This window comes from Marinobacter sp. B-21 (assembly GCF_056857895.1).
In genome coordinates this window covers 74,208-88,108 of the sequence record NZ_JBSXNZ010000072.1, presented here as the reverse complement: position 1 = coordinate 88,108, position 13,901 = coordinate 74,208, and the positions used below count along the sequence as shown (strand labels likewise).

The 13,901-nt window shown below is 58.2% G+C and carries 14 protein-coding genes; 7 read left to right on the top strand and 7 right to left on the bottom strand.

The window, feature by feature from the left end:
- Window positions 1-60 precede the first annotated feature (60 nt).
- The gene (mutY, locus tag AC13C0_RS10720) at window positions 61-1,128 is read right to left on the bottom strand and encodes an A/G-specific adenine glycosylase (protein WP_482954375.1); all 1,068 of its coding nucleotides are present in this window, start codon (window positions 1,126-1,128) and stop codon (window positions 61-63) included.
- Window positions 1,128-3,290: an AsmA family protein gene (locus AC13C0_RS10715; RefSeq protein WP_482954374.1), complete on the bottom strand. Its 2,163-nt coding sequence runs from the start codon at window positions 3,288-3,290 to the stop codon at window positions 1,128-1,130. The genes mutY and AC13C0_RS10715 overlap by 1 nt, the downstream gene beginning before the upstream one ends.
- Window positions 3,291-3,483: 193 nt before the next feature.
- Between AC13C0_RS10715 and AC13C0_RS10710 the strand changes: the two genes are divergently transcribed.
- The 5 genes from AC13C0_RS10710 (at window position 3,484) to hisF (ending at window position 7,070) form a co-directional block, all read left to right on the top strand.
- Window positions 3,484-3,945 (top strand): SRPBCC family protein, encoded by a 462-nt coding sequence (locus AC13C0_RS10710; protein WP_117618352.1) that lies wholly within the window; start codon window positions 3,484-3,486, stop codon window positions 3,943-3,945.
- Between the two features lie 116 nt (window positions 3,946-4,061).
- Window positions 4,062-4,655: an imidazoleglycerol-phosphate dehydratase HisB gene (gene hisB, locus AC13C0_RS10705; protein ID WP_007153401.1), complete on the top strand. Its 594-nt coding sequence runs from the start codon at window positions 4,062-4,064 to the stop codon at window positions 4,653-4,655.
- 71 nt (window positions 4,656-4,726) lie between these two features.
- A complete protein-coding gene (hisH, locus tag AC13C0_RS10700) occupies window positions 4,727-5,368 on the top strand; it encodes an imidazole glycerol phosphate synthase subunit HisH (RefSeq protein ID WP_482954373.1) in 642 nt (213 codons plus the stop codon).
- A gap of 182 nt (window positions 5,369-5,550) precedes the next feature.
- Complete coding sequence (gene hisA, locus AC13C0_RS10695; protein WP_117618350.1) at window positions 5,551-6,288, top strand: 1-(5-phosphoribosyl)-5-[(5-phosphoribosylamino)methylideneamino]imidazole-4-carboxamide isomerase; 738 nt, start codon at window positions 5,551-5,553, stop codon at window positions 6,286-6,288.
- Window positions 6,289-6,296: 8 nt separating this feature from the next.
- Complete coding sequence (hisF, locus tag AC13C0_RS10690) at window positions 6,297-7,070, top strand: imidazole glycerol phosphate synthase subunit HisF (protein ID WP_482954372.1); 774 nt, start codon at window positions 6,297-6,299, stop codon at window positions 7,068-7,070.
- Between the two features lie 38 nt (window positions 7,071-7,108).
- Here hisF and AC13C0_RS10685 read toward each other — a convergent pair whose 3' ends face one another.
- From AC13C0_RS10685 to gpmI, 4 genes are all read right to left on the bottom strand, one after another.
- Window positions 7,109-7,882 (bottom strand): divergent polysaccharide deacetylase family protein, encoded by a 774-nt coding sequence (locus tag AC13C0_RS10685; RefSeq protein ID WP_482954384.1) that lies wholly within the window; start codon window positions 7,880-7,882, stop codon window positions 7,109-7,111.
- A gap of 47 nt (window positions 7,883-7,929) precedes the next feature.
- Window positions 7,930-9,339, bottom strand: coding sequence for a S41 family peptidase (locus tag AC13C0_RS10680; RefSeq protein ID WP_117618347.1), 1,410 nt, complete (start codon window positions 9,337-9,339; stop codon window positions 7,930-7,932).
- 97 nt (window positions 9,340-9,436) lie between these two features.
- Window positions 9,437-10,570 (bottom strand): murein hydrolase activator EnvC family protein, encoded by a 1,134-nt coding sequence (locus AC13C0_RS10675; RefSeq protein WP_482954371.1) that lies wholly within the window; start codon window positions 10,568-10,570, stop codon window positions 9,437-9,439.
- A 20-nt stretch (window positions 10,571-10,590) separates the two neighbouring features.
- Window positions 10,591-12,138, bottom strand: coding sequence for a 2,3-bisphosphoglycerate-independent phosphoglycerate mutase (gpmI, locus tag AC13C0_RS10670; protein WP_482954370.1), 1,548 nt, complete (start codon window positions 12,136-12,138; stop codon window positions 10,591-10,593).
- Window positions 12,139-12,285: 147 nt separating this feature from the next.
- On the opposite strand from gpmI, the gene AC13C0_RS10665 reads away from it, so the two are divergent.
- Together AC13C0_RS10665 and secB are read left to right on the top strand one after the other, a co-directional pair.
- On the top strand, window positions 12,286-12,702 hold the full coding sequence (locus AC13C0_RS10665) for a rhodanese-like domain-containing protein (protein WP_117618344.1): 417 nt from the start codon (window positions 12,286-12,288) through the stop codon (window positions 12,700-12,702).
- Window positions 12,703-12,846: 144 nt separating this feature from the next.
- A complete protein-coding gene (gene secB / locus AC13C0_RS10660; RefSeq protein ID WP_117618343.1) occupies window positions 12,847-13,350 on the top strand; it encodes a protein-export chaperone SecB in 504 nt (167 codons plus the stop codon).
- 85 nt (window positions 13,351-13,435) lie between these two features.
- Here secB and trmL read toward each other — a convergent pair whose 3' ends face one another.
- Window positions 13,436-13,900, bottom strand: a complete 465-nt coding sequence (trmL, locus tag AC13C0_RS10655) for a tRNA (uridine(34)/cytosine(34)/5-carboxymethylaminomethyluridine(34)-2'-O)-methyltransferase TrmL (protein ID WP_117618342.1) — start codon at window positions 13,898-13,900, stop codon at window positions 13,436-13,438.
- Between the last annotated feature and the right edge of the window lies 1 nt (window position 13,901).

Here is a 13,901-nt window from a genome sequence, read left to right as displayed (position 1 = left end):
CAAATGTTACTGGCGGTGATGATAACAGATCGTTGCGGCTGAAGACGCAAGCGGACCGGCTCAAAGCAGGGTGGCTTGCTCCGGTTTAGTGAGCAGCGAACGAATCGGCGCCGGTAGCCCGAGATTCAGGGCTTCATGTCGGTGCAGCCATTTCAGGTGGTCGCGATCTGCAATGGCCTTGGCACCGCTGGTCACGTTCAGGCGGGCGGGCTGAATGTGCAGGTGATAATGGGAGAAGGTGTGCCGGAAGCCGCTGATCAGCTCCGGCTCTCCGCAATCCAGCCCGAGGTTCTGTTCACAGGCTTCCTGGAGTTCGTCTGCCCCGTAGGCCGGGTCCAGTTCCGGCAGGCTCCAGAGGCCACCCCAGACGCCGCTGGGTGGGCGACGCTCCAGCAGGATGCGGCCCTCGCTGTCTTGAAGGATCATCATCCAGGTAGTCTTTTCCGGTTTGGCTTTCCTGGGCTTTGAGCCCGGATAGAGTGATGTTTCGCGCCGGGCATAGGCCTGGCAGCCGTGTTGCAATGGGCAGCTGTCACAGGCCGGGCGGCTACGGGTACACACCATGGCGCCCAGATCCATAATGCCCTGGGTATAATTCCGCACCCGTTGTTCTGGCGTGTGTTCCTCGGCCCGTTGCCAGAGCTGGTTGAGCACGGCGGTCTGGCCGGGCCAGCCGGGGATGGCGTGGTAGCGGGCCAGTACCCGTTTCACGTTGCCGTCCAGTATGGCGGCGCGAATGCCGAAGGCCTGGGCCAGTATGGCCGCTGCGGTCGAGCGGCCGATTCCGGTGAGGGACTCGAGCTCTTCCTGGGTTTGTGGAAACTCACCACCGAAGTCGCGAACGACCGTTTGCGCGGCTTTCTGCAGGTTGCGGGCCCGGGCGTAATAGCCAAGGCCGGACCAGTGGCTGAGCACGTCATCTACGGGTGCTTCGGCCAACGCCTGGACATCCGGGAAGCGTTCCATGAACGCTTCAAAGTAGGGGATAACGGTGGTTACCTGGGTTTGCTGCAGCATGATTTCCGAGACCCACACCCGGTAGGCGTTCCGGTTATGGTGCCACGGCAGGTCATGCCGGCCGTGGCTGTCGTACCATTGCAGCAGTTTTTGGGCGAATCGGTCGGGCATCAGTTGAACAGGCCCTTGAGTTTGTCGCCAAGTTTATCCTGCAGCTTCTCTTTCACCTTTCCCTCGGCTTTTGTCCTGGTCTCGTCAATTTTCTCCTTAACTTTGGCCCTGGCGGCATTTTCAGCGATGGTTTTCAGGGTATCCCGGAAACGTGATCCGTCAAAGGAGCAGAGGCCGGCGGGATCTTCGGCAAAGTTGCCCCGGCATTCCACCGGAATAACCACGTTCTCCACATACTCGGTAACCCGGCAGGCGTTATCCCGATGAATCTCACCCACGATTCGAAGCCCCGCCTCGTAATCCAGCTGGCTCTGTTCCATGTCTATGGTTCCTTTGCCCTCAAGGCGCATGCCGGCCAGTGAGGCCACCAGATCGGTGTTGTTCAGGGTGTTGCCGTTGATGTTCAGGGTCCCGCGCATGTCGTTAAACGGGGTGCTGGTGCCCCAGTCGGTGGTGGTCAGCTGATCCTGGTTAACCAGAGCAATTCCCTGGCAGGCCATGCGGGTCAGGTTCATTCGGCGGAACTGGCCCTCCGCCAGGTTGAAGCTGACCTGGCCATCGGCGTTGCTGCGTAGTGCCGAGATGCGGTTACCGGTGGTGGTGACGTTCACTTTGAGGTTGGCGCCACCGCCGAGCATGTCCACGTCGGCAAGGTCGGTGAGCAGGGGCAGGGTCTGCACATTGGTAACGTCTGAGCCAATGGTCCATTTCGGGTTGTCGCTCCGGGCGTCGATGGTTACGTTGGCGCTAAAGCGGCCCTCATAGAGCTTGCCGCTGAACTCATCCACTTTTAACAGGCCATTTTTCGCTGTGGTACTGGCTTTGATTTCTTTGATGGTCAGGTTGCTGACAATCAGTTGGCCGAGTCCCAGATCAATGTCCAGCAGCAGGCCGCGGATGGTTTCCAGTGGCAACAGATCGCCTTCCGGGCCGGTTGTCGCCTTTTCGGGGGTGGCGGCCTGCTTTGTATCGCCTTCTGCTTGAGGGGGGAGGTAGCGGTCTGCATTCAGCTGGTCGCCCTGAAGGTTGAAGACGATGCCAGTGTCAGCGAGGTTGTAGCTGCCGGAGCCATTGAAGGTGGTGTCATCCAGTTTGATGGTCAGGTCGGACAGCTCCACCTTGCCGGCCGGGCCGCTGATGCTGGTGGAGAAGGCGAGGGCTTCAAGAACGTCTTTGTCACGGGTTTCAACGGCTGGCTGGCCGAGGTTGCTTAGCAGCTTCCTGAGGGAGAAATCTGCGATGGATACCTTGCCGCTCAGGGTCGGTTTGTCACCGAACCCGTTCACGGTGAGTTCCGTGCTGAGGGACAGGTTGGCAAGGCTGGCGGTAAAGTCGCTCAGGGTTGCGGTTTCGTTTTCCAGGTTTGCCTTGGCAGAGCCACCAAGTTCAGCGGTGACCTCTTTGCTGCCGAACGGTTCGCCGGTCATATCGAACACGGCTTTCAGGCCGGATACGGCGAACTCGTTGAGTGCTTCGTTGGCGGCAAGACGGGCACTGATGTTGCCATCCACCTCAAGGGTCGGCTGGGTGGTGGCAACCCGGAATCCGATCTCCAGCGGGAACTCGGAACCCAGGGTGATGTTGCTGGCGTTAACGGTAAAGTTTTCCAGGGTGACCGACTGGCCGGTGCTCTTGTCGGTGTAGTGCACCTGGGCATTGCTGATCTGAACATTCTCCACGTTGAAGTTCAGGGGCTCGCCGCCGGCACCCTGATCTTCCTGTGCCTGCTCCTCCTGGGTCCCGGCTGTTTCCGCGGCTGCCTCTCCGGCGGACTTCCCGGGCATGATGCGGGTCCAGTTGCCGTTGCCCTGTTCGTCTACTTCGAGGCGCGCGTCCAGCCCGTCCAGCACAAAGGTATTCACCCGGGGCGACATGGCAATGAGTGACCAGAAGTCGATTTGGGCAACCAGCTTTTCCAGAGCAACGAAACGATCACCTTCCAGGGTGGCCTCTACGGAATTCAGTTCAAACCCCAGCGGGATGAAAGACCAGCCAATGTCGCCTTTGAGAATCAGGTCGAGGTTGGTCTGCTTCTCAACGGCCTGTTCAATCTGCGGTTTGTAGTCGTTGGGGTCGATCACGGCCATGGCGATGGCAACGGCAGCCACGGCGAGAATGACCAGAGCAACGAGGGTGATCAGCACATAACGGACGGCTTTCATGATTCAGGCTTCCTTCCTAATGTTGGGAGCTTGCAGTATTCGCGGAGAATACCGACGCCAATGACCCAAAGGATAACGCAGGGTTAACAAATTAACAGCGCAGGAGTATGACAATGCCGTAGTGTTGGGCCAAAATACACGTCCTTGATTTTCCGACTACATTGATACCTATAAACACAAGAAGGAGTTGGTTGTGGCTATTACTGTTTCGATTGAGCTGAACCGGGAGCTTGAAATACCGGGTAGTTATGATGAAGTGTTTGACCTGCTGGCGGATGTGCCACGTTCCGCCAGCCATTTTCCCAAGGTCCACAAGCTGACTGACCTTGGCGACAACGCCTACCGGTGGGAAATGGAAAAGGTGGGCGTGGACAAGCACGCGATCCAATCCGTGTATGCCTGCAAATATTACTCAGACAAAGACGCCGGCAAGATTACCTGGGACCCCGTTAAAGGTGAGGGCAACGGGGTGGTGAGCGGCTCCTGGACCATTAAGTCCAGGGGTGACAAGGCCACGGCAGTGAAATTCCAGACCAGCGCTGAGCTTACTTTGCCACTGCCCAGCCTGCTGAAACTGGCGATCAGCCCGGTGATCAAGCACGAGTTCAACAGCCTCGTGGATACCTACATGAATAACCTCAAGAAGGCGTTTTAACCGCGCTTTGCTATCGGAGCGATTAAACCGGTTGTGGGACTCAGGCGGACATAAAAGGTATAATCGCCGGATAGATTTTTTCCGGCGCTATGCCGCTCAATTGTCACGGAGTCCCCATGGCCGAACGTAAGGCTCGGGTAGAACGAAATACCCTTGAAACCCAGATCACCGTTGAGATCGATCTCGACGGCACCGGCAAATCCAGTTTCGACACCGGCGTGCCCTTCCTGGAGCACATGATGGACCAGATTGCCCGTCACGGCCTGGTGGATCTGAACATCGTTTCGAAGGGCGACCTGCACATTGATGACCATCACACGGTGGAGGACATCGGTATCACCCTGGGCCAGGCCTTTAAGCAGGCGGTGGGTGACAAAAAAGGCATTCGCCGTTATGGCCACGCCTATGTGCCGCTGGACGAAGCCCTTTCCCGTGTTGTGATTGACCTGTCCGGCCGTCCCGGCCTGATGATGGACGTGCCCTATACCCGGGGTGCCGTTGGTGGCTTCGATGTGGACCTGTTCGAGGAGTTCTTTCACGGTTTCGTGAACCATTCCATGGTGACCCTGCACATTGACAATCTGAAGGGCAAGAACACCCATCACCAGATTGAAACCGTGTTCAAGGCCTTTGGCCGCGCCCTGCGCATGGCTATTGAAATGGACGAGCGCATGGCGGGTATTACTCCGTCCACCAAAGGCTCGCTGTAAAAGGCTCGTCGCAAGAAGACTCGCTGTAACCGGTCACTTTTCACCGGTCAATCAAGGACACCGCAACAACCATGAAAACCGTTGCCATAATCGACTACGGCATGGGCAACCTTCACTCTGCCAAAAAAGCGGTAGAGCACGTCGCCCCGGACACCACCGTACTGGTCACCGACAACGCTGGCAAAATCCGCGAAGCCGACCATGTGATCCTTCCCGGCGTCGGCGCCATCCGCGACTGCATGGCCGAAATCCGCCGCCTGGGCGTCGACACCCTGGTTCGTGAAGTGTCCCAGGACCGACCATTCCTGGGCATCTGCGTTGGCATGCAGGCCCTGATGTCCCGCAGTGAAGAGAACGGCGGCGTTGACTGCATCGGCCTGTTTCCTTCGCAAGTACGCTATTTCGGTGACCACCTCACGGAAAACGGCGAGCGCCTGAAAGTGCCCCACATGGGCTGGAACCAGGTGCAGCAGACCATTGATCACCCCCTTTGGCATAACATTCCCGAGGGTGACCGTTTCTACTTCGTGCACAGCTTCTACGCAGAAGCCGAGGGCAATGCCGATATGGCCGGCCGCACGCATTACGGCGTAGACCTTGCAGCAGCGGTGGCCAGAGACAACATTTTTGCAGTGCAGTTCCACCCGGAGAAAAGTGCACGGGCGGGTTTGCAGTTGCTAGAGAATTTCACAAACTGGACTGGAAAGAGCTGACGGACCGGAATGTTTCAGCCCTTCGATGCGGGGAGCTACTGCCGGGACTGCCTGCAGCATGGATGCTGCAGGCAAGCTCACAGGGACGTATTCACAGCGTGTTCCGGCAGTAGCTCCCCGTAGCGGAGGGTGGGCGACTATCTCCGGTATCTGATCGGCCATCTCCGAGGAAGCTAGAAAATATGCTCATTATCCCCGCCATTGATCTGAAAGACGGCAAATGCGTGCGCCTGCGCCAGGGCCGGATGGACGACTCCACCGTATTCGGTGACGACCCGGTAGATATGGCCACCCGCTGGGTGGAAGCCGGCGCCCGCCGCCTGCACCTGGTGGACCTGAACGGTGCCTTCGCCGGCGAGCCGGTAAACGGCGAAATCGTTCAGACCATTGCCCGAAAATACCCGGATCTGCCGATCCAGATCGGCGGCGGCATCCGCTCCGCGGAAACCATCGAAGCCTACCTGAAGGCCGGCGTGCAGTGGGTCATCATCGGCACCAAGGCGGTGAAAGAGCCGGAATTCGTTACCGATATGTGCAAGCGCTTCCCTGGCCACATCATTGTTGGCCTGGACGCCAAAGACGGCCGCGTTGCGACCGACGGCTGGGCGGAAGTCTCCGAAGTGATGGCTACCGACCTGGCGAAGCGGTTCGCCAACGACGGCGTGGACGCCATTGTCTACACCGACATCAGCCGCGACGGCATGATGCAGGGCGTTAACGTGGAAGCCACTGCGGCACTGGCGGAAGAGGGCGGCATTCCCGTGATTGCTTCCGGCGGCGTCACCAACATGGACGACCTCAGGCGCCTGGCTACCGTGGCCGATAAGGGTATCCTCGGTGCCATTACCGGCCGTGCCATCTACGAAGGCACGCTGGATGTGGCTGAAGCCCAGGCCTTCTGTGACAGCCTGAAGGGGTAAGACGACATATGGCTCTGGCGAAACGTATTATTCCCTGTCTGGACGTCGACAAAGGCCGCGTTGTAAAAGGTGTTAACTTCGTGGATATCCGCGACGCCGGCGATCCGGTGGAAGTGGCCCGCCGCTACAACGAGCAGGGTGCCGACGAAATTACCTTTCTCGATATAACGGCCAGCCATGAAAGCCGTGATACCACCTACGAAACTGTCGAGCGGATGGCGGCGGAAGTGTTTATTCCGCTCACCGTGGGTGGCGGTGTGCGTACTGTGGACGATATTCGCAAGTTGCTGAATGCCGGCGCCGACAAGGTCTCGATCAACACCGCGGCGGTCTTCAACCCGGAATTTGTGCGTGAAGCAGCGGAGCGTTTTGGCAGCCAGTGCATCGTAGTGGCCATTGATGCCAAGCGGGTCAGTGAGGAAGGCGGGGAGCCTCGCTGGGAAATCTTCACCCACGGTGGCCGCAAGCCAACCGGCCTGGACGCCATAGAGTGGGCCCGCAAGATGGTCGAAATGGGCGCCGGGGAATTGCTGCTGACCAGTATGGACCGGGACGGCACCAAGATCGGTTTCGATCTGGGCCTGACCAAGGCAATTTCAGATGCTGTCATTGTGCCGGTGATCGCCTCCGGCGGTGTCGGGGAGCTGCGGCACCTGGCCGATGGCGTGACCCAGGGTGGTGCCGATGCGGTTCTGGCGGCTTCCATTTTTCACTTTGGCCAGCACACCATTCCCGAGGCCAAAGCTTTTATGAAGGCTCTGGGGATAGAAGTCCGCGATTGAACATGAAAGCCGGCGAATAAGGGGTCAGATGAAAGCTTTCATCTGACCCCTTTTTTACGTGCAAAAGCAGGTCGAATGGCCTGCTTCTCACCCTCTGCAAACATCTTCTGGTTGCTGTTGCGCATGGCCCAGAGGCCACTCACGGTAGCGATGGCAATGCCCTGGGCGTCCAGTTCCGGAAGGTGCTTTTCCAGATAGTCCACGGTGACTTTGTGTGGATGGCCGATGCCGATGGCGCTGCCGTTCTCCCGCGCACGCTGGATCAGCAGCTTGAACTGGCGGTCGACAAACTCCTCGGTTTGTTCGTGGTCGAGAAAGACATCCCGGTTCAGGGTGGGAATCCTGTAAGCGGCAGCCACATCACCGGCGACTGATGCAGCAATGGTGCGGCTGTCTACAAAATAGACCGGGTAGCGAAAGAGCTCCTTCATTACCCAGTCCATGGGCTGGAGCTGCTGGGTTAGCAGGCTACCCATGTGATTATTCACACCCTGTACGTGAGGAATGGAGCGGAGCGCGCGCCGGAGCGTCATTGCCATGCTCAGCTCGTCCATATCGGGCGTCAGCCCGCCGGGGCCAAGCCCGAAGCTTCGTGTGTTGGCCATCGGGGCGTGCAGCATGATTTCCTTGTTTTTCCGGTAGGCAAGCCGGGCAAGGGTATCGGTATGCCTGCGGTAGGGCAGGAAGGCGAGGGTCAGCGGCTGATCCAGGTTGGCCAGGCGCTTGCCCTCGTGAAGGCTGTGTCCCATGTCATCAATAATGATGGCAATGGTCGGAGGCAGCGCCTGTTTTGCAGGCTCGGCTGCTACCAGGGTGGGTACAACCGAGAGGGCAAATGCCAGCAGGGAGCCTACCAATTTCACTGACTGCTTCCTTCTGCCTTGCCTTTGCCTTGCGGACTCAGAATCCGGATGCCCTTGAGCAGATTAAGAGCCGAGCGCAGTTGGTAGTCCCTGTCTGCCAGGGAGGCGGTTTCGTCCTCCGCCAGGGTTTTATTGTCCTGTTGCTTCTTGTTCTCGTCCTGGCCTTCCAGGTGTCCGCTCAGGTCTGCCTCGGTGAAGAAGGGTTTGCTGTCCAGTTCCTTCAGCTCTGCCGGGCGCACTTCGATATCCGGTTTGATGCCGGTTGCCTGGATGGAGCGGCCATTCGGTGTGTAGTAGCGTGCAGTGGTCATCTTGATCGCGTGGGTTTCATCCAGGGGAATGACCGTCTGAACGCTGCCCTTGCCGAAGGACTGGGTGCCCATGATCACAGCGCGTTCATGGTCCTGCAGGGCTCCGGCCAGGATTTCGGAGGCAGAAGCAGAGCCTCCGTTAATCAGTACCACAATCGGAGTGCCTTCCATGACGTCGCCGGCTCCGGCGCTGAAGCGAAGGCGCGAACTCTGGATGCGGCCCTCGGTATAAACAATCAGCCCCTCATCAAGGAGCACGTCCGCGGATTCCACGGCCGCCTGAAGAACACCACCCGGATTGTTACGCAGATCAATGATCAGACCATCGAGATCGCGGCCCAGTTCGCCCTCGAGGTTGCCGAGGGCGTCTCTGAACTGCGAGCCGGTATCCGCCTGGAACTGGGTAATCCGGACATAGCCGTAGCCGTTTTCCAGCATCCGGGATTTCACACTGGTGACCTTGATGATGTCGCGCTCGACTTTGATCTCAATGGGCCCCGTCTCGCCCTCACGCATGATGGTCAGAGTGAGGATGGTGCCGGGTTTGCCGCGCATCATTTGGACTGCTTCTTCGAGGCCCATGCCTTTCACCGGCTTCTCATCGAGCTTGATAATCAGGTCTCCGGCCTGAACCCCGGCCTTTTGTGCGGGAGTGTCATCAATCGGTGCGATTACCTTTACGAAGCCATTCTCCATGCCCACTTCAATGCCGAGCCCGCCAAATTCTCCGGAGGTGCTTTCTTCCAGATCCTCATAATCCTTGGGGGCAAGATAGGTGGAGTGGGGGTCCAGGTCTGACAGCATGCCCTTGATGGCGCTTTCAAGCAGCTGTCGATCATCCACTTCCTCTACATAGGCGTCTTTTATCCGACTGAACACCTCGGTAAATTTTCGGAGATCTTCCAGAGGCAGCTGCTTTTCCGGGTCAGGGAGGCGGATTTCAACCCGTTCGCCGTCCCGGATGCCTTCGAGCAGTTGTTCGGTAGCGGAGTTTTTCTCCTGGGCCCAGGCCAGACCGGATGCGGTGGCGAAACAGGTAGCGAGTGCAATGCTGCGTAATGGAAAGGCATGGAGTGTACTTCTGACCCGTTTCATTCACATATCCCGTTTTTATTCCGATAGTTGGACTGGTTTCCCTGACACCCGACAGTATGGCGTTACCCGGGACGTTTGTCAGCCCTCCCGCAGCCTGTCAGTTTGCCAGCCACCGGCCCGGATTGTCAGGTTTGCCATTGTGCCGAACCTCAAAATACAGGGCTGGAGAATCCGTGCCGCCGGTACGCCCGGCCAGGGCGATGGGTTCGCCGGCTGCCACCCAGTCTCCGGGGCTGGTAAACAGGCTGCTGCTGTGGCCATAGAGTGTCATGTAGCCGTCGCCGTGATCAATAATGGTGATCAGGCCAAAGCCCCGAAGCCAGTTGGCAAAAACCACCCGGCCATAATGAATTGCCCGTATCTCCGCTTCTTCTTCGGTGCCGATGAGAAGGCCATTGCGTCGCAATCTGCCATCGGCGTACCTGTCTCCGTAGCCGCTGAGAACCTTCCCCTGTGCAGGCCAGGGCAGCTTGTCCCGTAGTGAAGCGAAGGGCCGGGATTCGTTGGGCGAAGGAATGTTATTGATCGCCTGCTGAACTTCCTCAAGCAGTTTTTCCAGTCGTTTGCGGTCGGATGTCAGTTCTTCCCGTTCGCCGAGCCGGTTCTTGATGTCGGCGTTGAGCGATGCGAGGGTCTGCTGCCGTTGCTTTCTGGATGCCGCCAATTCCTGCTGGCGCCTGGCCACATCACCTTCCGTTCGGGCCAGTTCCACCCGTGTCGCCTGCGCTGCGGCGCGGGTGTTTTTGAGTTCCTGCAGGCTTTTCCTGAACACCTCAAGGCGGGTGACCGTATCCTTGCTCAGATACTCGTAGTAAGTCATGGTCCGGGCGATCCTGTCCGGATCGATCTCATTCAGCAGAACCTTTACCGCCGGCGCGTCGCCCTCCATCCAGGCAGCCCGGATCTGTTTCTTCAGGCTCTCCCGTTGCCGGTCCAGCGTGCGGGTGAGTTCCTGCTCTTCTTTCTGCAGTTCCTTGAGTCGCTGTTGCTGCTGTTCCACCTGCTGGCGCAGGGAGCGGCGTTCCCGGGTCAGGCGGCTGATGGTGCGTTCAGTCGAAGCGAGCTGCTGCTCCAGGGAGGATCGGTCTTCTTCGGCATCCGCCAGCCAGTCATCAATCTCCTCAATACGTTCCTTGAGTTTCTCGATCTGGGCCGGTGTGACCTCTTGCTGGGAGATCGCCGGCGCCGCACCCAGAACAAGGGTGAGCGCCAGCATTGCAGGCAGTCGCAAGGGGTGGGTCCGCGCCGGGATCAACCGATCTGAACCAGGCTGTGCCCGGTCATTTCTTTCGGCTGGTCCAGTCCCATCAGGGTCAGCAGCGAGGGCGCCACGTCGCTCAGGCTGCCGTCGTTTTTCAGCGTCACCTTGCGGTGGCCGGTGTAGACCAGCGGAACCGGGCCAATGGTGTGCGCGGTATGAACCTGCCCTGAATTGGGGTCAGTCATTTGCTCGCAGTTACCATGGTCCGCCGTAATCAGGGCTTCGCCGCCCACTTCATTCAGCGCTTCAACCACTCGCTTTACACACTCGTCGAGACACTCGGCGGCCTTGATGGCGGCAGCCAGCTTGCCGGTGTGGCCAACCATGTCGCCGTTGGCGTAGTTGCAGACAATGAGGTCGTATTTGCCGCTCTTGATGGCTTCTACGAGTTTGTCCGTTACTTCCGGCGCGCTCATTTCCGGTTGCAGGTCGTAGGTGGCGACTTTCGGGGAGGGGACCAGAATCCGGTCTTCGCCCTCGAACGGTGTTTCCAGGCCGCCGTTAAAAAAGAACGTGACATGGGCGTATTTCTCCGTTTCAGCAATCCGGAGCTGGGTCTTGCCCTGATTTGCCACATATTCGCCGAGACCGTTGGTTAACTGCTCCGGGGGGTAGGCGCAGGATGCCTTGATGTCCGCCGCGTACTCGGTCAGCGTCACGAAATCCGCCAGTTCGGGGTGTTTGCGGCGCTTAAAACCGTTGAAGTCCGTCTCCACAAAAGTGCGGGTCATTTCCCGGGCACGGTCGGCCCGGAAGTTCATGAACAGAACCGTGTCGCCGTCGTTAATGGTGCCTTCTGGCTCCCCCGGTGCGTGAATACGAGTGGGCATCACGAATTCGTCATTCTCGCCGCGCTCGTAGGCCTGCTCAAGGCCTGATACCGGATCGGTTGCTGTGAATTCGGATGTGCCCTGGGTCATCAGGTTGTACGCGGCTTCAACACGATCCCAGCGGTTGTCGCGGTCCATGGCGTAATAACGGCCAACGATGGAGGCGACACGGCCTACACCCAGGCTCTTCAATCTGGCTGCTGCTTTCTCCAGAGAGGGCTTGGCACTGCGAGGCGGCATGTCCCGGCCGTCCAGGAAGGCATGTATGTAAACTTCCTTTGCACCACGAGCGGCAGCCAGTTCGGCAGCGGCCAGAATATGGTCTTCATGGCTATGCACGCCACCCGGAGACATCAGCCCCATCAGGTGAACAGCGCGACCACCCTGAACGGCTTTATCGATGGCCGAGCAAAGCACTTCGTTGCTCTGGAAGGTGCCTTCTTCCAGATCCTTGTCGATCCGGGTCAGGCTCTGATAGACCACGCGCCCTGCGCCGAGGTTCATGTGGCCGACTTCCGAATTACCCATTTGCCCCTGAGGCAAACCAACAAACATGCCCGACGTGTTGAGCAGGGTCTTTGGCTGATTCTGCCAGAGCTTGTCCCAGAACGGGGTATTGGCGGTGCTGATGGCATTGTCTTCAGCCGGGTCGCGGTGGCCCCAGCCGTCCAGGATAATCAGGGCAGTCGGCTTGCGCATTGCAGTCATCATTCAGTCCGGAAGTAAAATGTTAGTAAATTTACTAAACCAAAAATTCAGTTTGTCTATTCTCGCATTTACAGGCCAGTTTCGTCACCTTCTGTCCGGGGAGCAGGCTGTGTATAATCCCGCCAAACTCATCATCGGGGTAAATTCATGGGCCGGTTGTTTGAATTTGTCGTTAATCACTACATTCTTGTGTCGCTGTTTGTGGCATTTCTGGTCGCGATTCTTATTCTGGAGTCCCGTCGTGGCGGTGCCAAGATCTCGGCCCAGGGCGCAGTTAACCTCATCAACAAGGATGAGGCCATCGTGGTGGACATCCGGGACCGGAAGGAATTCGGTGAAGGGCGCATTACCGGTTCCATCAATATTCCGCTGAACAGCCTCAAGAGCCGGGTTGCCGAGCTGAACAAGTTCAAAGACAAGCAGATTATTGTTGCTGACAAGATGGGCCAGCATTCAGCGATGGCGGTCAAGCAGCTGAACGCCGAAGGCTTCAGCAATGTTGTGCGTCTCAACGGTGGCGTTTCTGACTGGAAGGCCAGCAATCTTCCGCTGGTGAAGAAATAAGGCCACTCTTGATCTGAAGATCAATCTGCCGCACTGTTTCACATAAGCCGGCGTAGCCTCGACGTAAACTGTTCCGGCAGCAAACTCCACAACACTCCATAACAACGGGCCCCGGGCCCATGACCGAGAACGAAAGGACTGAACATGGCTGAGAATCAGCAAGCCGCAGCAGGCAGTGACAACCAGAACCAACCCCAGTTTGCCCTTCAGCGTATTTACGTGAAGGACCTGTCTTTTGAATCACCCAATTCTCCGGTGGTGTTTCAGGAGCAGTGGAAGCCACAGGTTAACCTGGACCTCAATACGTCCCACAACAAGGTGAGCGACAACCAGTACGAAGTTGTGCTTTCGCTGACCGTGACGGCCAAAGTGGGTGAGAAGGTTGCCTACATCGTCGAGATCCAGCAGGGTGGCGTGTTCCTGGTTCAGGGTATTGAAGGCCAGCAACTGGGTCAGATGCTCGGTGCCTACTGCCCGACTATCTTGTTCCCCTATGCCCGCGAAGCCATTGACGGCATCGTGAATAAGGGCAGCTTCCCGGCCCTGATGCTGGCGCCGGTGAATTTTGATGCCATCTACGCCCAGGCTCTGAAACGCAAGCAGGAAGAAGCGGCGGGTGAGGCGAAGGAAGAGCAGCAGACTCACTGAGGCTGGCACTTTCCGAATACGGGGTCAGATGAAAAAGGGGTCAGATGAAAAGTTCATCTGACCCCTTTTTCATCTGACCCCAACTTCACACTGCTCCGTTGAATCCCAGTTGCCGCCAGGCTTCGTAAACCACCAGCGCGGCGGTGTTGGAGAGGTTCAGGCTGCGGCTCTCAGGGCGCATGGGAACCCTGAGGCGATGTTCTGGCGGCAGGCCTTCACGGATACCGGCCGGCAGGCCCCGGGTTTCCGGGCCGAACATCAGATAGTCGCCGCCCTGATAACTCACTTCATGGTAGGGGTGGCTGCCTTTGGTGGTCAGCCCGAACAGGCGTTCCGGCTGCTCGCTGTCCAGAAAGCTCGGGTAGTCCTTGTGGACCTTAACCCGGGCGTACTCACTGTAATCCAGCCCCGCCCGCCGCATCTGTTTGTCTTCCAGGCTAAAGCCCAGGGGTTCGATCAGATGAAGCTGGCAGCCGGTGTTGGCGCACAGCCGGATGATATTGCCGGTATTCGGCGGTATCTCCGGTTCGTACAGCACCACGTGGAGCATG